Consider the following 18,875-nt stretch of genomic DNA (forward strand, 5'->3'; position numbering starts at 1 on the left):
CGTCGCCAGCGGCTGAAGCGCTCGTAGACAGTCTGCCAGGGGCCATAGCGTTCCGGCAGGTCTCGCCACTGTGCGCCTGTGGCGAGCTTCCACATGAGCCCATTCACCACCTGCCGGTGGTCCCGCCAGCGGCCGCCACCACGCAGACCGCCACGGGGCATGAGGTCCGCAATCAACTCCCACTGCGCATCGCTGAGTTCGTGCCGTCGCATTGCAGACCTCCGCCATGGTGACGCTCACCAAGGCAACTGCCCACACCTCCACTCGTTGCAGCGGCCGTCAGACAGGACCTAGTTGCGCGCCGCTGCCATCGGGCAGGCCCATGTCCACGATCACCACGGCGGGGCGATAGATCTGCAGGTGGCGGGCCGCCGTGCGCAGGCAATCGGCGCGGCGGATGCGCGCGCCCGAGCGCAGGCAGAGAAGGCGCATCGCCTCGGACGCGAAGCGCGAATCCTCGACCACCAGGACGGTCAGACCCGTCAGCGGCCGGCCCGGCGGCGCGGCGCGCCACAGCGGGATCTCATCGTGAACTGCGGTGTTGTTCCGGTGCATGGCGTCGTCCCCTCGAATCGCGCATGAGACCAGGCTACGCCCGCCTTCCTAATGCGTGGTTAATGGCTTCGGACTTTCCCTTGGCCCCTGCGGCGACTAGATAAGGCCCAACGCAAGGAGGCCCTCATGATCGGACGCCTGAACCATGTCGCCATCGCCGTGCCCGACCTTGAGGCCGCGGCGGCGCAATACCGGGATACCCTGGGCGCGGTCGTCCGCGCGCCGCAGGAAGAACCCGATCACGGCGTGACCGTTGTCTTCATCGAGCTGCCGAACACCAAGGTCGAGCTGTTGCATCCCCTGGGCGACAACAGCCCGATCCAGGGCTTCCTGGACAAGAACCCCTCGGGCGGCATCCACCACATGTGCTTCGAGGTCGAGGACATCCTGGCTGCCCGCGACACGCTGAAGGCGCAGGGTGCTCGCATTCTTGGAACCGGAGAGCCGAAGATCGGCGCTCATGGCAAGCCCGTGCTGTTCCTGCATCCCAAGGATTTCAACGGCTGCCTGATCGAGCTGGAGCAGGTCTGATGACCCTCACCGGCGGGCTGGTCCTTTTCGCGACGCTGTTCTTCCTGGTCATGTTCCTGCTGCTGCCGATCGGTCACCGCAGCCAGGAAGAGGCGGGTCAGGTCGTGCCCGGCACGCCGGTGGGCGCGCCCGAGCGCCCGCTGCTCGGGCGCAAGGCGATCTGGGCGGCGGTGATCGCGGCGGCCATCGTGGGCGGGGTCTGGCTGTTCCTGGACGCGGGCTTCATCACCCGGCAGGACATGATGAACTTCAACCGCGTTTCGCGCTGACGATGTGGAACAGGTGGGTGTAGGCCGCTGCGGCCAGCACCGGCACCACGATGTTCAGCAGCGGCACCGTCAGCAGCAGCGCGATGCCGATCCCCAGGGCCGTGACCGCACCGCCCCGGTCGCGCCGCAATGCATCGGCCCCTTCGGCCGGCAGGTGGCGGCGGGCGGCCATGTGGAAGAACTCCCGCCCCAGTAGCCAGCCGTTCGCGCCATAGAGCAGGACCGGCGCCAGAGGGCCGACAAAGGGCGTCACCACCAGCACCGCGATGCTGACCAGCACGACCGCGCCCAGCACCACCAGCGAATCGCTCAGGCCCTCGAGGAAGCCCAGGCCACGCCCGCGCGGATAAAGATGCGCGGCCTCGACCCGTTCCGAAACCTGTTCGGAAAACAGGCCCGCGAAGCTTGCCGCGACCGGTGCGGCAAGAAACAGGCTCATCAGCGGGAACAGCGCAAGCGAGCCCCAGGACAGCGCCTCGCCAATGGGAACACTGCCGAGCCATGGCAACGAGATCGACTCGGGGCCCCAGGCGCGCAGGGCCCAGAAGGCCAGCACCTGAAGCGCAATGAACAGCCCCAGCGTCAGCGCCACCCCCGTCGCCACGACCGCGAAGATGCGCGGACGGAACAGGTCGAGGATGCCCAGCGCCAGCGCCCGGACAGCCGAGATCACAGGAACACCGTCTTCGAGGGCACGTCGGGCCGGGGCCGGTCGGGCACCTCGCCCGTGCGGCTGCCGATGTGGATCATGCCGACGACGCGCTCGCCCTCGCGCACGCCCAGGTGCGCCGTCGAGAAGGCGGCGTCCGTTGCCGGGCCCGACAGCCAGGCCGCGCCCCATCCCGCGCCCAGCGCCGCGTTCAGCAGCGACAGGCAGACCGCGCCTGCCGACAGCTCCTGTTCCCAGCGCGGGATCTTGGGGCTGTCCACCGGTGCAGACACGACTGCCACGATGACGGGCGAGGCGAAGGCGCTGGCCGCCTTTTCCGCCGCCGCCTCGTCCCCGCCGTTGTCGCGGACATGCTGCGCCAGCCGGGGCGCCAGGCGGTCGAGCGTCGCGCGTTCCAGCACCACGAAGCGCCAAGGCTCCAGCTTGCCGTGATCAGGCACCCGCGCGGCGATGGTCAGAAGCTGCATCAGCTGCTCACGATCGGGGCCAGGGCCGGTCAGCGTCTTCGGCGGGTGCGAGCGGCGGCGGCTGAGGAACTCGAGGACGTCGGGATTGCTGGTCTGCATCGGTCTGCTCCGCTGGGGCCGGGTTCGGGCAAAGCCATAGCCGCCGGGAAGGCGCAGGGAAAGCCGCGGTTGACCCGGAGGATGCAGGGCGGCAGGCAGGGACCCATGAACCGCCCGCCCGACCTGTCCCACCTTGTCCATCCCGGCACCCGCATCGCGGTGCGCGTGACGCCGCGCGGCGGACGCGATGCGCTGGTGCTGGACGAGGCGGGTTCCATCCATGTCCGCGTGACCGCCCCGCCCGAGGACGGCCGCGCCAATGCCGCCGTCCGCAAGCTGCTGGCGCGCGCCCTGGGCATCGCGCCCTCCCGCCTGACGCTGGTGGGTGGTGCCACCTCGCGCGACAAGCTGTTCCGGATCGACTAGCCGCGTTCCAGCCGATAGTTGCCCTCGGGCAGGTTCAGCGCCGCGCGCAGTTCATTCAGCTGCTCGATCGTCAGGACGATCCGCGAAACGCCGTCGCCGCCGGGCTCCATTTGCTCGATCACGATGCGGTCGTCGAAGGACAGGATCACAACGTCCTCGTTCAGCGGCCGGGTTCCGGGCGGGGCCTCGTCGACCAGGGTGATGACCGTCGCGTCGAAGTCGTGCTCGATGGTGAACATGGGCGATCCCCGGGCGAGTGTTGCGCAAGAGGCAACATTCGCGTGAGACCGGGGCGTCGGCAAGCCCGTGGCTTTGCAGGAAGGCGGCTTCGTCGATAGATTGCGCCCGACAGGCAGGCATTTGGGACAGCGTGGACGACATGACGATGAAGCCGATGGCAGCCAGCGATGCGACGGTCCGCCCCTGGAAGGCCCTGTCCCTGGCCGTGGCGGCCGCGTCGGTGCTGGCCGGCTGCGCCGTGCAGCCGGGCGTTCCGCTGCCGGCCGAGGGCGTTCCCGCCGCCTCTGCCGCGGTGGTCCGGGCCGCTGCGCCCGTTTATCCGCGCACGCCCGAAGGCGCGGCGATGACCTTTGCCGCCGTGATCCGCTCGATGGAGCCGGTGATCGAGAACGAATGCGTCCAGCGCCGCCGCTCGCCCATCAACTGCGATTTCCAGTTCGTGGTGGACGACCGCCCGGGGCTCGAGCCCAATGCCTTCCAGACGCTGGACCGCACCGGCCGCCCGATCATCGGCTTCACCCTGTCCCTGATCGCGGTGGCGCAGAACGCGGACGAACTGGCCTTCGCGGTGGGGCACGAGGCCTCGCACCACATCCTCAACCATATCGACCAGCGCACGGGCGCGGCGACGGCGGGGGCTGCGATCCTGTCGGGCATCGTCGCGGCCTCGGGCGGGGACCCGGCCTCGGTCCGGGCGGCGCAGCAGATGGGCGCCTCGGTGGGCGCGCGCTATTATTCCCGCGACTGGGAGCTTCAGGCCGATTACCTCGGCGCGATCGTGGCGCTGAACGCGGGCTACGACCCCGTGCGGGGGGCCGAGTTCTTTGCCCGCATCCCTGATCCCGGCGACAAGATCTTGGGCACCCATCCCTCGCGCGCGCAGCGGCAGGCGCGGGTGGCGCAGGCCGTGGCAGACGTGTCCGCAGGCCGTACGCGCTAGGGACGGCCGGCTTGGCGGCGTCGGCACGTCCCGCGTGATCCCTGTTCATGTGGCGCGACGGACGCGCGGCCCGACGTCTTTCTTCTTTGCCCAAATATCCCGCGGGGGTCCGGGGGCGCGAAGCCCCCGGTGCGGCGGTTCAATCCGGCTGTCCGGCGGTCCTTTCTCAGCGCCCGCGCGACAGGGCCGCGACACCGGTCCGCGCCACCTCGGCCAGCCCCAGCGGCCGCATGAGGTCGGCAAAGGCATCCAGCTTCTCGGGCGTGCCGGTGATCTCGAAGACGAAGCTTTCCAGCGTCGAGTCGACGACCTTGGCGCGGAAGATGTCGCTGATCCGCAGCGCCTCGACCCGCTTCTCGCCGCCGCCCATGACCTTGAACAGCCCCAGTTCGCGCTCGACGGAGGGGCCTTCCACGGTCAGGTCGTGGACCTCGTGGACCGGTACGATCCGGCCAAGCTGCGCCTTGATCTGCTCGATCACGGCGGGCGTGCCGCGGGTGACCAGCGTGATGCGCGAACGGTGGCCGGTGTGGTCCACCTCGGCCACGGTCAGGCTGTCGATGTTGTAGCCGCGACCCGAGAACAGCCCGATCACGCGGGCCAGCGCCCCCGCCTCGTTGTCCACGATGACGGCGAGCGTGTGCCGCTCCTCTCCCGCCGCGTGATAGTCGCGCAGGTCGTAGGCCGAATGGCTGGATGCGCCGCGTTCCAGTTTCAGTGCCGACATGGCTATCCCCCCTTACACCAGGACCGCGCCGTCGGACTGGATGGCGGTGCCGATGTCCTCGGCCGCCTCCAGGTCGCCCAGCAACATCTCGTTATGCGGCTTGCCCGACGGGATCATCGGGAAGCAGTTCTCGTGCTTCTCGACCAGCACGTCCAGGATGAAGGGTCCGTCGTAGTCGATCATCTCGCGGATCGCGTCGTCGAGGCTCGCCGGGTCGCTGACCTGCCGGCCCTTGCAGCCGAAGGCCTCGGCCAGCTTCACAAAATCGGGCAGGCTCTCGCTCCAGGACTGGCTGTAGCGCTCGCCGTGCAGAAGCTGCTGCCACTGGCGCACCATGCCCAGCCGCTCGTTGTTCAGGATGAACTGCTTGACGGGCGCGCGGAACTGCACTGCCGTGCCCATCTCCTGCATGTTCATCAGCCACGAGGCATCGCCTGCCACGTTGATGACCAGCGCCTCGGGATGGGCGACCTGCACGCCGATGGAGGCGGGCAGGCCGTAGCCCATGGTGCCCAGCCCGCCCGAGGTCATCCAGCGGTTCGGCCCCTCGAAATGCAGGTATTGCGCGGCCCACATCTGGTGCTGGCCGACCTCGGTGGTGATGTAGCGGTCGCGGCCCTTGGTCAGCGCCTCCAGCCGCTCGATCGCGTATTGCGGCTTGATGAGCTTGTCCGAGTTCCGGTAGCTCAGGCATTTCCGCGCGCGCCACTGCTCGATCTGCGCCCACCACTGCTTGACGGCGGGGTTGGTCTTGCGGCCGCGCGACTTCCAGATCTTCAGCAGGTCTTCCAGCACATGGCCCACGTCGCCCACGATGGGCACATCGACGCGGATCACCTTGTTGATGCTGCTGGGGTCGATATCGACATGGACCTTGACCGAATGTGGCGAGAAATCGGCCACGCGCCCCGTGATCCGGTCGTCGAAGCGCGCGCCCAGGTTGATCATCAGGTCGCAGCCATGCATGGCCATGTTGGCCTCGTAAAGGCCATGCATCCCCAGCATCCCGAGCCAGTTCTTGCCACTGCCCGGATAAGCCCCCAGACCCATCAGCGTCGAGGTCACCGGAAAGCCCGTCGCTTCCACCAGTTCGGTCAGCAACTGGCTGGCCGCCGGCCCCGAGTTGATGACGCCGCCGCCGGTATAGAAGATCGGCCGCTCGGCGCGCTCGATCAGCTCGGCCAGGCGCGTGATTGCGCCGACATCGCCCTTGCGCGGCGGCTGGTAGCGGGCGGGCTCGACCTGCTTCGGACCGACATAGGTGCCGGTCGCGAACTGCACGTCCTTGGGAATGTCCACCAGGACCGGCCCCGGCCGCCCCGATGTCGCCACGTGGAAGGCGCGGTGCAGCGTCTCGGCCAGGCTATCGGTGTCCTTCACCAGCCAGTTGTGCTTGGTGCAGGGGCGGGTAATGCCGACGGTGTCGGCCTCCTGGAAGCCGTCGGTGCCGATCATGAAGGTCGGAACCTGCCCCGACAGAACCACCAGCGGAATGGAATCGAGCAGCGCGTCCGTCAGCCCCGTCACCGCGTTGGTCGCGCCGGGACCCGAGGTCACCAGCACGACGCCCGGCTTGCCGGTCGATCGCGCATAGCCTTCGGCCATGTGGACTGCGCCCTGCTCGTGGCGGACCAGGATGTGCTGGATGTCGTTCTGCTGGAAGATCTCGTCGTAGATGGGAAGAACCGCGCCGCCGGGATAGCCGAATACGGTATCGACGCCCTGATCGCGCAGCGCCTCGACCACCATCCTTGCACCCGTCATGCTTCGGGACATCTCCGACCCCCTGTTCGCGGAAAACCTGCGGCAGAGCCGAGTGCTCTGCTGCGCCGCCGCAAGCTAGGCGGCAGTGCAGCGAGGGTCAATGGCACCAAAAGAAAAATGTCGGGCTACCAGAGCAAAACGCAACAATGTTGCGCAGCCCGGATTTCAGTCCTGCGGCAGGTGGATACGCGCGACCTGTTCCACGATGGGGTCGATGGACAGGGGATGGGTCTCGCCCTCGTGGTCCTCGGGGCGGCCGATATCCTGCCAGACGCCGCCCTTGTGGATCTCCAGCGCGCCGAAGCTGGCCTTGTAGGCCATCTTGCGGCTGCCCGGCACCCAGTAGCCCAGGTAGACATAGGGAAGCCCCGCCTCGCGCGCCATCTGGATGTGGTCGAGGATCATCCAAGTGCCCAGGCTGTCGGCGATCCGCGCGGGGTCGTAGAAGCTGTAGACGAGGCTCAGCCCGTCATCGAGGATATCCGTCAGGCAGACGGCGGCCAGGGGCTCGCCCTCCTCGGTGCGGGCGCGATATTCGAAGACGCGGGTGCGGACGGGCGTTTCCTCGATCATCGCGGCGAATTCGAAGATGTCCATGTCGGCCATCCCGCCATCCGCGTGGCGGTGGTCCAGGTAGCGGCGGAACAGGTCGAACTGTTCCTCGGTCGCCCAGGCGCTGGTGCCCAGGCGCTGCAGGCCGGCATTGCGTCGCATCACCCGGCGCTGGCTGCGGCTGGGCTGGAAGTCCCGGACCCGGATGCGGGCCGACATGCAGGCCACGCAGCTTTCGCAGCTTGGCCGGTAGACGACGTTCTGCGACCGCCGGAAGCCCTGCCGCGACAGGGCGTTGTTCAGGTCGCGCGCGCGCTCGCCGGTCAGGGCGGTGAACAGCTTCCGCTCGGCCCGGCCATGCAGGTAGGGGCAGGGCTGGGGCGCCGTGACGTAGAACTGCGGCGCGCTGGACGGGGTGTGGCGCATCATTCCCCCTTCCGGCCGGGGGCCGCGGAAGGCGCAGGACCGGAGAAGCGGAGAAAAACAGGGATCATGCGCGGCAGCCGGATCTTCGCCTCGAGGACGGGAATTGCGTGGACGGTAGCAACAGAAGATGCACTCGCCAAGGACCTAGGGCGCGATTTGCCGAGTGCAAGCCGGAGCTTGGTCGCGGGCTTCGGAACATAAGCGGAACTTCGCTGGTGTCGCCTCGCATTGACGCGGCGTCCCCGGGCCTTAGGCTTGGGACATGAGCTTCGCCGAACGCATCACCCGCCTGCCACTTCCGACCGACGAGAACCGTGGCGTCACCGCTGCCGCCCTGCTGCCGGGACTCGCCCCCCGGCTGACCGACCTGCTGCGCGGGACCGCAGGCTCCAGCCCCTATCTGGCGGGGCTGATCGAGCGCGAAGCCAGCTGGTTGGCCGGGGCGCTGAACCGCGACCCGACCGCCGCCTGGCTGGCCTTCGCCGAAACCGAAGGCCTCGAGGCGCTGTCCCCTGCCGAGCTTGGCCCCGCGCTGCGGCAGGCCAAGCGGCGCGTGGCCCTTTATGCCGCACTGGCCGACCTGGGCGGCGTCTGGTCACTGGACGAGGTGACAGGCGTTCTGACCGACCTGGCAGACCGCGCGACCGATCTTGCGCTGCGGGCCCATGTCGCGGAGGAGGCGCGGCGCGGCAAGCTGCCCGCGCCCCTGGCGGGGGCCACGCCCGACGCGGCCGGAATCTTCGCGCTGGCCATGGGCAAGATGGGCGCGCGCGAGCTGAACTATTCCTCGGACATCGACCTGATCGTCCTTTACGACGACGCGGCCTATGCCCCCGCCGACCAGCACGAGGTCCGCGCGGCCCTGATCCGCGCCACCCGAAAGGCCGCGGCCACGCTGTCGGACCTGACCGCGCAAGGCTATGTCTTCCGCACCGACCTGCGGCTGCGGCCCGACGCCTCGGTGACGCCGGTCTGCATCTCGGCCAGCGCGGCGCTGGGCTATTACGAGGCCGAGGGGCGCAGCTGGGAACGCGCCGCCTACATCAAGGCGCGGCCCTGCGCGGGGGATCTTTCGGCGGGGCAGCGCTTCCTGGACGCGCTGCGGCCCTTCGTCTGGCGGCGGCACCTCGACTTCGCCACTGTCGAGGACACGCACGAGATGCGCCGCCGCATCCGCGACCACAAGGGACTGCACGGCATCCGCGTGCTGGGCCATGACATCAAGCTGGGCCGCGGCGGCATCCGCGAGATCGAGTTCTTCGCCCAGACCCGCCAGCTGATCGCGGGCGGGCGCGATCCCGACCTACGTGCGCGCCGCACCGTCGATGCGCTGGCCGCGCTGGCCGACAAGGGCTGGATCCCCGCCGAGGTCGCCGAGGAGCTTTCAGCTCATTACCGCGCGCATCGCGAGATCGAGCATCGCATCCAGATGGTGAACGATGCCCAGACCCACGCGCTGCCCTCGACGCCCGAGGCCCTGGGCCTCGTGGCGCGGCTGGCAGGCGAGCCCAAAACTGAGGACTGGTGCGCGCGATTGGAGGCGCGCCTGCACCGCGTCGAGGAGTTGACCGGCGACCTGTTCGAGCCGGGAACCGCCGCCGACCGTCCCCGGCTCAGCGCCGAGCAGGCGGCGGTGGTCGAGGGGTGGCAGAGCTATCCGGCCTTCAGGTCCGCCCGCGCGCAGCAGGTCTTCGCCCGGATCGAGCCGCGTGTCCTGTCCAGCCTGTTTCGCTCGGGCCGTCCCGACGAGGCGCTGGGCCGCTTCGACAGCTTCCTGCGCGGGCTTCCGGCGGGCGTGCAGCTTTTCTCGATGTTCGAATCGAACCCCTCCCTGATCGACCTGCTGGGCGACATCTGCGCGACCTCGCCGGGCCTTGCCACCTACCTTGCACGTCACCCGGAGGTGCTCGATGCGGTGCTGGCGGGCAGTTTCTTTGCCCCCTGGCCGGGCATCGAGGCGATGCGGTCCGAACTGTCGGCAACGCTTGACCGCACGATGGCCGCGCCCGACGGAGGATATGAACGGGCGCTCGATGCTGCCCGGCGCTGGGCGCACGAATGGCAGTTCCGCGTGGGCGTCCACCACCTGCGCGCGCTGGTCGAGGCCGAGGAAGCGGGCCAGCATTACGCCGACATCGCCGATGCGGCGCTGGCGGCGCTGGCGCCCCTGGTCACGGCCGAGTTCGCGCGCCGCCACGGCCCGCCGCCGGGGCATGGGGCGGCGGTGCTGGGCATGGGCTCGCTGGGCGCGCGGCAGCTGAACGCGGCCTCGGACCTGGACCTGATCGTGATCTATGACGCGGCAGGGGCCGAGGGTTCCTCCGGGCCGAAGCCGCTGGCAACACGGGCTTATTACGCACGCCTGACGCAGGCGCTGCTGACCGCCGTCACCGCGCCCACGGCGGCGGGCCGGCTTTACGAGGTGGACATGCGGCTGCGCCCCTCGGGGCGGCAGGGGCCGGTGGCGACGGGTTTCGAATCCTTCCGCACCTACCAGATGGAGGAGGCCTGGACCTGGGAGCATCTGGCCCTGACCCGCGCCCGCGTCATTGCGGTGCTGTCGGGCACCCTGTCCGATTCGCCGGATCAGACTGAGCCGCGGCCGGAGGCCGAGGAGCAGGCGCCGCTGGCGGTTCGCCTTGAAACCCTGCGGCGCGAGGTGCTGGCGGTGCGCGGGACGGACCCGCGCGTCATTCCCGATCTTGAGGAGATGCGGCAGCGGATCTTCGCGGCCAAGGCGCCGGACGGGCGGTGGGAGGCCAAGATCGGCCGAGGCCGCCTGCAGGACATCGAACTCCTCGCTCAGTCTCTGGCGCTGCGCAGCGCCTCGCCCTCGCGCGGGGCGGGGATGCAGATCCGCGCAGGCCGCCGCGCCGGGCTGATCGGGACCGAGGACGCGACCAACCTGACCGTCGCGCATCGCTTCCTGTGGCGGCTGCATTGCGCGGGCCGCCTGCTGACCGACCGGCCCTTGGACATGGAGGCGCTGGGCCGGGGCGGGCAGGACTTCCTGCTGCGGGAAACGGCCTGTGCCACGCTGGACGAGCTGGCGGCGCGGCTCGATGCGACGGTCGACTCGGCGGGCCGGATCATCGACGCACTGACCCAGGCGGCCGAGGCGGTGCCGTAAACGCCGAGAGACCGCAGGAGGCGGGTCCAGATTGCATCTTCGGGGCTAAGGAATTGTAGGCCCAATCCATGTCGCAAGGGCGCAAGGACCGTTGCAAGACAGCGGTCCTGCGAGGCGCCTTGGTAGGCTCTCCGGTCCTCAACCAATCGAGCCGTTGACACGCAGCGGCATGGTTGCCGCAGGCGCTTCGCTGCTTTCGGGTGGCGAACTGTTCAGCACGGGGATCAGCGCGCCTTCGGGGAGGGCGTCCAGGCTTTCATCCACGGCATGGTCGAAGACGCCATGGGTGGTCTTGTCCCAGTAGAAGGGCTTGGCGACGATCTCGTAGGCGGCCTTCCAGGCGGCAAGGCAGGCCAGCGGGAAATAGAGATACAGCGTGGGCGCCCAGGGCATCAGATGCGGATGAGTGCGCCGCACCGCCCAGATCGCCACGACCACGTTCAGCGCCTCGGACAAAAGGAACGTGGCGATCACCGCCGTGCCCAGCCAGCCGTCCATCAGCGGCCCCAGCGGATGACCGAGGCCCACGGTCAGCAGCCAGAAGCTCCACAGCACGGGCGCCAGCATGAACTGCTGGACGGTGGCGAACATCTGCAGATGGAAGCCGACCGTCGGCCAGAAGCCGATCTCGCGCACCAGCCGGCTTGGCGCGCGCATGTGGACGCCCCAGGTCATCGCGAAGCCCTTGAGCCAGCGCGACCGCTGCTTGATCCAGGGAAGTGCGCGGCAGTTCGCCTCTTCATGCGTCGTCGTCGCGACGATCTCGGTGCGATAGCCGAGGCGCGCAAGGCGCACGCCAAGGTCGGCGTCCTCGGTGACGTTCCAGCCGTCCCAGCCACCCGCCTGCGCCAGCGCTGTGCGGCGGATGAAGAAGGTCGTCCCGCCCAAGGGCACCACCAGTCCCATGCGCGCGAGCCCCGGCAGGACGCCCCGGAACCAGGCCGAGTATTCCAGCGTGAAGCAGCGGGCGAGCCAGTTGGTGCGCGGGTTGTAGAAATCCAGCGCGCCCTGTACGCAGGCGACCTGAGGCGGGGCGAAATGCAGGTGGCGGGCCACCTTGTGCAGCTGGTCGGGCTCGGGCCGGTCCTCGGCATCCCAGACGCCGATGATCTCGCCCCGGCAGAAGTTCAGCGCATAGTTCAGCGCCCGCGGCTTGGTGCGGATCGGGCCGTCGGGCACGGTCACGACGCGCATCCAGAAGGGCAGGGTCACGCCCTCCAGCGCGTGGCGCGTCACGGTGTCGGTTTCCTCGACCACCAGCAGGATGTCGGTCAGTTCGCGCGGATAGTTCAGCCGGGCGAGGCGGCCGACGAGCCGGTCGGCAATGTCCTCCTCGCGGAACATCGGAACCATGACCGAGATCACGGGCCATTTCTCCTCCATCCCCGCATCCGGATGGACAGCTTCGGCCTTGCGCAGCCCGCGCAGCGTTGCGCGGAAAGCCAGCGCCTTCAGCACCGTGGTCGCCACCAGCGTCCCGATCGCCAGAAGGCTCACCAGCGCCAGCACCATCACCGGGGCCAGCCACAGCCCCAGCGTCAACGCGGCCATCACCGCCAGCAGGATGCGACCCAGCCGTCCCTCGTTCCGGGTGCGGCAACTGAACTCGGGAGGCACGCAGGTTTCGGCCTGCCGGATCAGCGCGGTGCGGCGGGTGGCCAGCAGCGCCTGGATGCAGTCGGTTTCCGGGCAGAGCAGCATCCGCACGGGACCGAGCCGCTTTTCGAGCTGCCCGCGCAGGGCCTCGAACCGCTCGGGCCAGGCGGCGGCCACGAAAGTCACGCCGCCGGTCCGTCGCCAGGGCACGACGCCTTGGGTCAGGCACCAGTCCGCGCCCATCTCGTCGATCAGCCGCGCGTCGGGGGGCAGGGCGGCGAGGTCGATGACGCTGGTGCGCCATTGCCGCGACAGGGCGCGGAACAGCGCCTGCGGCGTGACCCAGCCGCGCGCCAGCAGGATCTCGCCCAGCCGCGCCGTCTCGCGCCGCTGCATGACCAGCGCCTTGAGCAGATTGCCCGGATCGACCGCGCCCTCGTCCAGCAGGATCTGCCCCAAGGGCCGGCTGTCGCGCCCGGAAGGGCGCAGCGCGGGCCGGTCGTCGGGTCGGGCCACGCGCGGGCGGAACGGAACCGGCGCCCGCTCAGCCTCGGGCGCAGCAGGAGTTCCCGGCAGCTTGCGGCGAATCGGCGTGACGGACATCGGGCACCTGGGGGCTGTCGAAACCTGCCCCTTGATGGTCCGAAATGCTTAAACCACCGTTAACGGGGCGTCAGCCCTGCCGGCGCTCGCGCATGGCCTCGGCGAAGCGCTCGAACAGGTAGGCGCTGTCCTGCGGGCCGGGGCTCGCCTCGGGGTGATACTGGACCGAGAAGACCGGCCGGTCCGCGACCTTCAATCCGCAGTTCGACCCGTCGAAAAGGCTGACATGCGTCTCGATCACGCCCTCGGGCAGGGTCTGCGCATCCACCGCGAAGCCATGGTTCATCGAGGTGATCTCGACCTTGCCGGTTTCCTTGTCGCGCACTGGGTGGTTCGCGCCGTGGTGGCCGTGGCTCATCTTGACGGTCTTCGCCCCCAGGGCCAGCGCAAGCATCTGGTGGCCAAGGCAGATGCCGAAGATCGGCAGGTCGCGGTCCAGAAGCTTCTGGATCATCGGCACGGCATATTCGCCCGTCGCGGCCGGGTCGCCCGGGCCGTTCGACAGGAAGACGCCATCGGGATCGTGGGCCAGCACTTCCTCGGCGGTGGCGGTGGCGGGCAGGACGGTCACATCGGCCCCCGCCTCGGCCAGCGAGCGCAGGATGTTCCGCTTGGCGCCGTAGTCCAGCGCCACCACGCGCAGGGGCTTTTCGGGACGCTCGGACCCGAAGCCGCCGGGCCAGCGCCACATCCCCTCGTCCCAGCGATAGCTCTGGGTGCAGCTGACCTCGCGGGCGAGGTCCATGCCGACCAGCCCCGGCCAGTTGCGGGCGCGGGCCACCATCGCCTCGATGTCGAAGTTGCCCTCCGGGTCGTGTGCCAGCACCACGTGGGGTGCGCCCTGCTGGCGGATCGCGCGGGTCAGGCGGCGGGTGTCCACGCCGCCGATGCCGATGCGGCCGCGCCGTTCCATCCAGGCGGCGAGGTCCGAGGCGGCGCGCCAGTTCGAGGGCTCGGTCGGGTCCCACTTGACGACGATGCCGGCCGCGACCGGGTCGGGCGCCTCGTCGTCCTCGGGCGTGACGCCGGTGTTGCCGATATGGGGGAAGGTGAAGGTGACGACCTGGGCTGCATAGCTGGGGTCGGTCATGATCTCCTGATAGCCGGTCATGGCGGTGTTGAAGACCAGTTCGGCCACGACCTCGCCCGCCGCACCGAAGCCTCGGCCATAGAAGATCGTCCCGTCGGCCAGAGCCAGGCACGCGGTCGGTTTCTGTTCCATCTCGAACCCCCGGAAAATCGGGCGAGAGCTAAGGGATGCGGCGGATGGGGTCAAGGCTTGACCCGTGCCTGCCGCAAGGGCAAGCGTGGCCCGACCCAAGACAGCGAGGAACGACATGGAACTGCGCGAGCGCATCCAGGCGGCGACGAAAGAGGCGATGAGGGCCCGCGACGGACAGCGCCTGTCCACGCTGCGCCTGATCGGGGCGGCAGTCAAGGACCGCGAGATCGCCAAGCGCGGCGAGGATGCCGCCGGCGCGCTGACCGAGGAGGACCTGGTCGCGCTCTTGTCGCGCATGGTCAAGCAGCGCCAGGAATCCGCCCGCGCCTATGAAGAGGGCGGGCGGCTGGAACTGGCCGAGCGCGAGCAGGCCGAGATCGGCGTCATCCAGGAGTTCCTGCCGCGCCAGCTGTCGCCCGCCGAGATCGAGGCGGCGATCGATGCGACCATTTCCGAGCTTGGCGCCACGGGCGTGCGCGACATGGGCCGGGTCATGGGCGCGCTGCGCGAGCGTCACGCGGGGCAGATGGACTTCGGCGCGGCAGGCGCGCTGGTCAAGGCCCGGCTGATGGGCTGAAGGAAGACCGGGGGCGCTGCCTGCGGCCCCCGTGGTATTTTCATGAAAAGGAACGGGTGCCGGGCTGACCGGGCACCCGTCCCGCGGTGCCGGTCAGGTGGACAGTCGTTCCTCGACCAGGGCGACGGCACGGGCCACGGCCTCGTCGATGGTCAGGGCTGTCGTGTCCAGGACGACCGCATCGGGCGCGGCGCGCAGGGGGGCCGTCGCGCGGGCGGCGTCGCGGGCATCGCGCTCGCGCAGTTGCGCCAGCATCGCGGCCGGATCGGTTCCCAGTTCGGCGGCGCGGCGGGCGGCGCGGGTCTCGTCCTCTGCCACGACGTAAAGCTTGAGCTGCGCGCCCGGGCAGATCACCGTGCCGATGTCGCGCCCGTCCAGCACCGCGCCCGGTTCCTGCGCGGCGAAGCGGCGCTGGAAATCGACCAGCACGGCGCGCACCTCGGGAATGGCGGCGACCTGCGACGCGGCCTGACCCGCCTCGGCCGAGCGCAGGCCGGGGCGCAGCAGGTCCTCGGGCGTCAGTTCCCTGGCCGCCGCCACCGGATCGCCGCCGAGCGCACCGACCGCGCGATACAGAAGCCCCGTGTCCAGGTGCAGGAAGCCGAAGCGCTGCGCCAGAGCCCGCGCGATCGTGCCCTTGCCCGAAGCGGCCGGTCCGTCGATGGCGATGGTAAAGGGCATGGGCATTCTCCGGCTGCAGGTCGGCCTCTCTTGCCACAGGGGGCGGCCCGAGAGAAGCCGGGCCTTCCCGGTGGCGGGGCTCAGACGATGGCGGCCTCGGCGAAGGGCTGGCCGTCCAGCACCCGCTGCACGCCCAGGGGCGACAGGTCCAGCGTCATCCAGTCGCCATGCACGATCTGTTCGGCAATGCCGCGGCCCACGGCCGGGGCCTGCTGCAGCCCGTGCCCGGAAAAGCCGTTGGCGTGGTAAAGGTTCGGCACCTGCGGATTGCGCCCGAGAATCGCGTTCTGGTCCAGCGTGTTGTAGGCGTAATGCCCCGCCCATTCGCGGATCACGCGGGCGGCGCCGAAGCCTTCAGCCCGGGCATAAAGGGCGGGCCAGACGTGATCCTCCCACAGTTCGGACTGGGGAACGAAGTCGTCCTCGTCGCAGGGGCCGTCGGTGGCGGGAACGGTCGCGGCCAGCCACTGGCCATGCTCGGGCCGCATCCAGATGCCCGAGGGATCGATGATCAGCGGAGCATCGGGATGGCGCGCCTCGGGTGCATCGACCACGAAGATCGTGCGCTTGCGCGGCTCGACCGGCAGGTCGAGGCCCATCGAGCGCATCAGCCCCGCCGCCCGTGGCCCCGCGCAGTTGACGAAGACGTCGGCCGGCCGCCGCCCGCCCTTCTCCAGATGCGCGGCCAGGATGCGGTCGCCATCCCGCTCGAATCCGGTCACGCGGTCGGTCACCCACACCGCGCCCGCCGCGCGCGCGGCGTTCTTCAGCCCCGACAGCAGGCCCATGTTGTCGAAGAAGCCTTCGTCCCGCGGGCCGAAGGCACCGGCCACGATGTCGTCGAGCTGCATCCAGGGAAAGCGCGCCGCCAGACCCGCGCGGTCCAGCACCTCGGTCGCGGCGCCAAGGCTGCGCTGCATGGCGGCCAGGCTTTCCAGCTGCACCGCACCCGTCTCGGTCTGGGTCAGGAACAGGTAGCCGTTCTCGCGCAGCCCGAGGTCCGGAACGCCGCCTTGGGGCCCGGTCCAGCGGGTGAAATCGCGGATGAACTCGATCCCGAAGCGGCTGATGGCGACGTTGATCTCGTTGGTGAACTGCGAACGGATGCCCGCCGCCGACAGCGCGGTCGAGCAGGTGGCATAGGTCGGGTCCTGCTCGACCACCGTCACCCGCAGCGCGGGGTCCAGCCGGGTCAGCCAGAAGGCCACGGATGCGCCCATCACCGCGCCGCCCGCGATCAGAACCTCGGTCACTGTGCAATTCCCCCTTGCCGTCGGTGGCGCAGGATTTGCCTAAGCCCGTGCCGCGCGCAAGGGTGCTTCACGAGGATGCAAGGCGCTGGACCTCGGGGCCGGGATCGGCGATACCAAGGCCCGAATTGCGCGCCTCAAGCGGAGCTGCCCCATGTGGATCGTCGATCGAGTGCTGACCTGGTGGAACGGCCAGACCCTGGGCACCCAGGTCTGGACCGCCCGCCATGGAACCCGTGTCGGTGAGGATGAACTGGGCAACGTTTACTACCAGACCCCCGGCGGCAAGCGGCGTTGGGTGATCTACAACGGCGAGGCCGAGGCAAGCCGCGTGCCGCCTGACTGGCGCGGCTGGCTGACCCACACTTATGCCGAGCCGCCCAGCAAGGCGCCGCTGCCGCGCAAGGCCTGGGAAAAGCCGCATGTGCCGAACATGACGGGGACTCCGGCCGCCTATCACCCGGCGGGTTCGCTGTACCGGGCCGAGCCGGTGGCCCGGCGCGACTACGACGCCTGGCAGCCCGAGTAAGGCCATGTCCGAACGCGCGGAACGGGCCGAGCTGGTCGTCGGCGCCGCCGTGCTGGCCGTGGCGGCGGGCTTCCTGGCCTGGTCGGTCGGCGGCTGGGGCGAGCGCGGGCAGGGCACCTATCCGCTGGTCGCGTCCTTTCCCAATGTCGACGGGGTCGAGCGGGGAACCGAGGTGCGTCTTGCGGGCGTGCGCGTGGGCCGCGTCTCGGACGTGCGGCTGAACCCCGAAACCTATTACGCCGAGGCCGAGTTGCGGGTGCCCGAGAGCATCGTGCTGCCCACCGACAGCGCCGCGCTGATCCAGTCGGACGGGCTGCTGGGAGGCTCCTACATCGAGCTGCGGCCGGGCGGCGCGATGGAGACCCTGGGTCCCGGAGACGAGATCGAGGACGTGCAGGGCGCAGTCAGCCTGCTGGGGCTGATGATGAAATTCGTGGATTCGCAGGCGGGCGGGGACAACGCGGAGGATCAGCCGTGATCCGCCTTGGCCTTGCCCTTGCGCTGACCGCGGCGGTTCCGGCGCTGGCCCAGACAAGCCGCAGCACCGACGTGGCTCCTGGCACCCGCGCCGAGACCGTGGCGCCCCTGATCGAGGGTCGGGTCGGCCAGGGGCAGGGGGCGCTGCTGCGGGGCCTCGACAAGGTGTCGGGGCAAAGCACGGACCTGCCGTTGAACGTGGGCGAGGCCGTCACCTTCGGCCGGCTCGAGGTGCGGCTGGGCGAATGCCGCTATCCTGCCGACGACCCCGAATCGGACGCCTTCGCGCAGCTGACCATTACCGACCTGCGCAGCCGCACGGCCCTGTTCACCGGCTGGATGATCGCGTCGTCGCCCGCGCTGTCGGCGCTGGACGACGCACGCTACGACGTCTGGGTGGTGGGCTGCAACGACGGCACCGGGACCGCGCGGCCAGACCTGACCTACGAGCCCGACACGACCGTGCCCGAGGGCGGCGAGGGCATGGGCCCGGACGGGGACTTCACGCCTGTCGAGGACGAGGACGCCGAGGGCTGACGCAGCAAGGCCAGCAGCGCCTCGGCCGACCGCAGCGGCTGCGCGTGGAAGTCGGCGGCCCGGCGCAGGGCGCGCCCCAGCCGCGACTGGTAGTCGAGACGGCTGATCTCTCGCCCGCCCATGCTCGCCAGATGGGGCGTCAGGTATTGCGTGTCGAACAGCGTGAAGCCGCAGCGCGCCAGATGGTCCGAGATCCAGACCAGCGCCATCTTCGACCCGTTCGTCCGGGTCGAGAACATGCTTTCCCCGAAGAAGGCGCCCCCCAGCGTCACCCCGAAGATGCCGCCCGCCAGACGGCCCTCCTGCATGACCGCCAGCGCATGGGCGTGGCCCAGCCCGTGCAGCTCTGCGTAAAGGTCACGCAGGGGGGCGTTGATCCAGGTCTCGGGGCGGTCCGCGCAGGCCTCGACGATCACGTCGAAATCGGGGCGTGCATCGGCGCTCCACCCGCCTCGCGCAAGGCTGCGCAGCAGCGAATGCGAGGCATGGACGCCGCCCACCGGCAGGATGCCGCGCCGGGGCGGGTCGAACCAGTAAAGCTGCGGGTCGTCGGCCGAATAGGCCATCGGGAAGACGCCATTCGCATAGCCCCGCAGCAGCATCGCCGCCGTCAGCATGGACATGCGCATCCGTCAGGCGTTCCCGGCATGGGCAGCTTCCCCCGTCC

21 protein-coding genes and 1 pseudogene are annotated in these 18,875 nt (G+C 69.7%); 9 read left to right on the forward strand and 13 right to left on the reverse strand.

From position 1 onward, the window contains the following. Positions 1-212: transposase (locus BLQ03_RS10525; RefSeq protein WP_139166699.1), on the reverse strand; the 212-nt coding region annotated here is incomplete at its 3' end. A gap of 79 nt (positions 213-291) precedes the next feature. Then, positions 292-555: pseudogene (locus BLQ03_RS10530) on the reverse strand (response regulator); the annotation flags it as partial. 126 nt (positions 556-681) lie between these two features. Here BLQ03_RS10530 and mce point away from each other — a divergent pair. Both mce and BLQ03_RS10540 read left to right on the forward strand, forming a co-directional pair. Further along, positions 682-1,086 (forward strand): methylmalonyl-CoA epimerase, encoded by a 405-nt coding sequence (gene mce, locus BLQ03_RS10535; protein ID WP_090755717.1) that lies wholly within the window; start codon positions 682-684, stop codon positions 1,084-1,086. Beyond that, positions 1,086-1,355, forward strand: a complete 270-nt coding sequence (locus BLQ03_RS10540; RefSeq protein ID WP_090755719.1) for a DUF1467 family protein — start codon at positions 1,086-1,088, stop codon at positions 1,353-1,355. The genes mce and BLQ03_RS10540 overlap by 1 nt, the downstream gene beginning before the upstream one ends. Here BLQ03_RS10540 and BLQ03_RS10545 read toward each other — a convergent pair. Both BLQ03_RS10545 and BLQ03_RS10550 read right to left on the reverse strand, forming a co-directional pair. Next, on the reverse strand, positions 1,336-2,028 hold the full coding sequence (locus BLQ03_RS10545; RefSeq protein WP_245688832.1) for an EI24 domain-containing protein: 693 nt from the start codon (positions 2,026-2,028) through the stop codon (positions 1,336-1,338). The two genes, BLQ03_RS10540 and BLQ03_RS10545, sit on opposite strands and share 20 nt — an antisense overlap. Further along, positions 2,025-2,591, reverse strand: coding sequence for a nitroreductase family protein (locus BLQ03_RS10550; protein ID WP_090755722.1), 567 nt, complete (start codon positions 2,589-2,591; stop codon positions 2,025-2,027). Before BLQ03_RS10550 ends, BLQ03_RS10545 begins: the two co-directional genes overlap by 4 nt. 105 nt (positions 2,592-2,696) lie before the next feature. Between BLQ03_RS10550 and BLQ03_RS10555 the strand changes: the two genes are divergently transcribed. After that, the gene (locus BLQ03_RS10555; protein ID WP_090755725.1) at positions 2,697-2,957 is read left to right on the forward strand and encodes a DUF167 domain-containing protein; all 261 of its coding nucleotides are present in this window, start codon (positions 2,697-2,699) and stop codon (positions 2,955-2,957) included. On the opposite strand, the gene BLQ03_RS10560 is transcribed toward BLQ03_RS10555, so the two are convergent. Beyond that, the gene (locus BLQ03_RS10560) at positions 2,954-3,196 is read right to left on the reverse strand and encodes a hypothetical protein (RefSeq protein WP_090755727.1); all 243 of its coding nucleotides are present in this window, start codon (positions 3,194-3,196) and stop codon (positions 2,954-2,956) included. The genes BLQ03_RS10555 and BLQ03_RS10560 overlap by 4 nt on opposite strands. A gap of 140 nt (positions 3,197-3,336) precedes the next feature. Between BLQ03_RS10560 and BLQ03_RS10565 the strand changes: the two genes are divergently transcribed. Beyond that, complete coding sequence (locus BLQ03_RS10565; RefSeq protein WP_245688834.1) at positions 3,337-4,137, forward strand: M48 family metallopeptidase; 801 nt, start codon at positions 3,337-3,339, stop codon at positions 4,135-4,137. 166 nt (positions 4,138-4,303) lie between these two features. Here BLQ03_RS10565 and ilvN read toward each other — a convergent pair whose 3' ends face one another. The 3 genes from ilvN to BLQ03_RS10580 form a co-directional block, all read right to left on the reverse strand. Beyond that, entirely contained in the window at positions 4,304-4,864 is a 561-nt protein-coding gene (ilvN, locus tag BLQ03_RS10570) for an acetolactate synthase small subunit (RefSeq protein WP_090755729.1), read from the reverse strand. A gap of 12 nt (positions 4,865-4,876) precedes the next feature. After that, positions 4,877-6,640, reverse strand: coding sequence for an acetolactate synthase 3 large subunit (locus tag BLQ03_RS10575; protein ID WP_090755732.1), 1,764 nt, complete (start codon positions 6,638-6,640; stop codon positions 4,877-4,879). 153 nt (positions 6,641-6,793) lie between these two features. Further along, the gene (locus tag BLQ03_RS10580; RefSeq protein WP_090756104.1) at positions 6,794-7,606 is read right to left on the reverse strand and encodes an arginyltransferase; all 813 of its coding nucleotides are present in this window, start codon (positions 7,604-7,606) and stop codon (positions 6,794-6,796) included. 262 nt (positions 7,607-7,868) lie between these two features. Between BLQ03_RS10580 and BLQ03_RS10585 the strand changes: the two genes are divergently transcribed. Beyond that, entirely contained in the window at positions 7,869-10,736 is a 2,868-nt protein-coding gene (locus BLQ03_RS10585; protein WP_090755734.1) for a [protein-PII] uridylyltransferase family protein, read from the forward strand. A 138-nt stretch (positions 10,737-10,874) separates the two neighbouring features. Here BLQ03_RS10585 and BLQ03_RS10590 read toward each other — a convergent pair whose 3' ends face one another. Both BLQ03_RS10590 and carA read right to left on the reverse strand, forming a co-directional pair. Continuing rightward, the gene (locus BLQ03_RS10590; RefSeq protein ID WP_090755737.1) at positions 10,875-12,935 is read right to left on the reverse strand and encodes a glycosyltransferase family 2 protein; all 2,061 of its coding nucleotides are present in this window, start codon (positions 12,933-12,935) and stop codon (positions 10,875-10,877) included. Between the two features lie 70 nt (positions 12,936-13,005). Continuing rightward, a complete protein-coding gene (gene carA / locus BLQ03_RS10595) occupies positions 13,006-14,157 on the reverse strand; it encodes a glutamine-hydrolyzing carbamoyl-phosphate synthase small subunit (protein WP_090755739.1) in 1,152 nt (383 codons plus the stop codon). 115 nt (positions 14,158-14,272) lie between these two features. Here carA and BLQ03_RS10600 point away from each other — a divergent pair, with 115 nt between their 5' ends. Beyond that, complete coding sequence (locus tag BLQ03_RS10600) at positions 14,273-14,734, forward strand: GatB/YqeY domain-containing protein (protein ID WP_090755742.1); 462 nt, start codon at positions 14,273-14,275, stop codon at positions 14,732-14,734. Between the two features lie 93 nt (positions 14,735-14,827). Here the strand turns inward: BLQ03_RS10600 and BLQ03_RS10605 are convergent, their stop codons facing one another. Together BLQ03_RS10605 and BLQ03_RS10610 are read right to left on the reverse strand one after the other, a co-directional pair. After that, positions 14,828-15,415, reverse strand: coding sequence for a (d)CMP kinase (locus BLQ03_RS10605; protein WP_090756106.1), 588 nt, complete (start codon positions 15,413-15,415; stop codon positions 14,828-14,830). 80 nt (positions 15,416-15,495) lie between these two features. Then, positions 15,496-16,668 (reverse strand): NAD(P)/FAD-dependent oxidoreductase, encoded by a 1,173-nt coding sequence (locus BLQ03_RS10610; protein ID WP_245688836.1) that lies wholly within the window; start codon positions 16,666-16,668, stop codon positions 15,496-15,498. A 151-nt stretch (positions 16,669-16,819) separates the two neighbouring features. Between BLQ03_RS10610 and BLQ03_RS10615 the strand changes: the two genes are divergently transcribed. Genes BLQ03_RS10615 through BLQ03_RS19120 form a run of 3 tightly spaced genes read left to right on the forward strand, consistent with a single transcriptional unit; the run spans position 16,820 to position 18,208 of the window. Next, the gene (locus BLQ03_RS10615; RefSeq protein WP_090755745.1) at positions 16,820-17,194 is read left to right on the forward strand and encodes an NADH:ubiquinone oxidoreductase subunit NDUFA12; all 375 of its coding nucleotides are present in this window, start codon (positions 16,820-16,822) and stop codon (positions 17,192-17,194) included. Positions 17,195-17,198: 4 nt separating this feature from the next. Beyond that, the gene (gene mlaD / locus BLQ03_RS10620; protein ID WP_090755748.1) at positions 17,199-17,672 is read left to right on the forward strand and encodes an outer membrane lipid asymmetry maintenance protein MlaD; all 474 of its coding nucleotides are present in this window, start codon (positions 17,199-17,201) and stop codon (positions 17,670-17,672) included. Next, the gene (locus tag BLQ03_RS19120; protein WP_090755751.1) at positions 17,669-18,208 is read left to right on the forward strand and encodes a DUF2155 domain-containing protein; all 540 of its coding nucleotides are present in this window, start codon (positions 17,669-17,671) and stop codon (positions 18,206-18,208) included. Before mlaD ends, BLQ03_RS19120 begins: the two co-directional genes overlap by 4 nt. Here the strand turns inward: BLQ03_RS19120 and aat are convergent. Then, on the reverse strand, positions 18,115-18,831 hold the full coding sequence (gene aat, locus BLQ03_RS10630) for a leucyl/phenylalanyl-tRNA--protein transferase (RefSeq protein WP_090755753.1): 717 nt from the start codon (positions 18,829-18,831) through the stop codon (positions 18,115-18,117). The two genes, BLQ03_RS19120 and aat, sit on opposite strands and share 94 nt — an antisense overlap. Positions 18,832-18,875: the final 44 nt, after the last annotated feature.

Origin of the sequence: Paracoccus chinensis (genome assembly GCF_900102885.1) — a bacterium.
Lineage (GTDB): Bacteria > Pseudomonadota > Alphaproteobacteria > Rhodobacterales > Rhodobacteraceae > Paracoccus > Paracoccus chinensis.

Excerpts from the sequence above, each read along its gene's own strand:
- mce (WP_090755717.1), top strand. The coding sequence starts at position 682 with ATGATCGGACGCCTGAACCATGTCGCCATCGCCGTGCCCGACCTTGAG.
- BLQ03_RS10540 (WP_090755719.1), top strand. The coding sequence starts at position 1,086 with ATGACCCTCACCGGCGGGCTGGTCCTTTTCGCGACGCTGTTCTTCCTG.
- BLQ03_RS10550 (WP_090755722.1), bottom strand. The coding sequence starts at position 2,591 with ATGCAGACCAGCAATCCCGACGTCCTCGAGTTCCTCAGCCGCCGCCGC.
- BLQ03_RS10555 (WP_090755725.1), top strand. The coding sequence starts at position 2,697 with ATGAACCGCCCGCCCGACCTGTCCCACCTTGTCCATCCCGGCACCCGC.
- BLQ03_RS10560 (WP_090755727.1), bottom strand. The coding sequence starts at position 3,196 with ATGTTCACCATCGAGCACGACTTCGACGCGACGGTCATCACCCTGGTC.
- BLQ03_RS10565 (WP_245688834.1), top strand. The coding sequence starts at position 3,337 with ATGACGATGAAGCCGATGGCAGCCAGCGATGCGACGGTCCGCCCCTGG.
- ilvN (WP_090755729.1), bottom strand. The coding sequence starts at position 4,864 with ATGTCGGCACTGAAACTGGAACGCGGCGCATCCAGCCATTCGGCCTAC.
- BLQ03_RS10575 (WP_090755732.1), bottom strand. The coding sequence starts at position 6,640 with ATGTCCCGAAGCATGACGGGTGCAAGGATGGTGGTCGAGGCGCTGCGC.
- BLQ03_RS10580 (WP_090756104.1), bottom strand. The coding sequence starts at position 7,606 with ATGCGCCACACCCCGTCCAGCGCGCCGCAGTTCTACGTCACGGCGCCC.
- BLQ03_RS10585 (WP_090755734.1), top strand. The coding sequence starts at position 7,869 with ATGAGCTTCGCCGAACGCATCACCCGCCTGCCACTTCCGACCGACGAG.
- BLQ03_RS10590 (WP_090755737.1), bottom strand. The coding sequence starts at position 12,935 with ATGTCCGTCACGCCGATTCGCCGCAAGCTGCCGGGAACTCCTGCTGCG.
- carA (WP_090755739.1), bottom strand. The coding sequence starts at position 14,157 with ATGGAACAGAAACCGACCGCGTGCCTGGCTCTGGCCGACGGGACGATC.
- BLQ03_RS10600 (WP_090755742.1), top strand. The coding sequence starts at position 14,273 with ATGGAACTGCGCGAGCGCATCCAGGCGGCGACGAAAGAGGCGATGAGG.
- BLQ03_RS10605 (WP_090756106.1), bottom strand. The coding sequence starts at position 15,415 with ATGCCCTTTACCATCGCCATCGACGGACCGGCCGCTTCGGGCAAGGGC.
- BLQ03_RS10615 (WP_090755745.1), top strand. The coding sequence starts at position 16,820 with ATGTGGATCGTCGATCGAGTGCTGACCTGGTGGAACGGCCAGACCCTG.
- mlaD (WP_090755748.1), top strand. The coding sequence starts at position 17,199 with ATGTCCGAACGCGCGGAACGGGCCGAGCTGGTCGTCGGCGCCGCCGTG.
- aat (WP_090755753.1), bottom strand. The coding sequence starts at position 18,831 with ATGTCCATGCTGACGGCGGCGATGCTGCTGCGGGGCTATGCGAATGGC.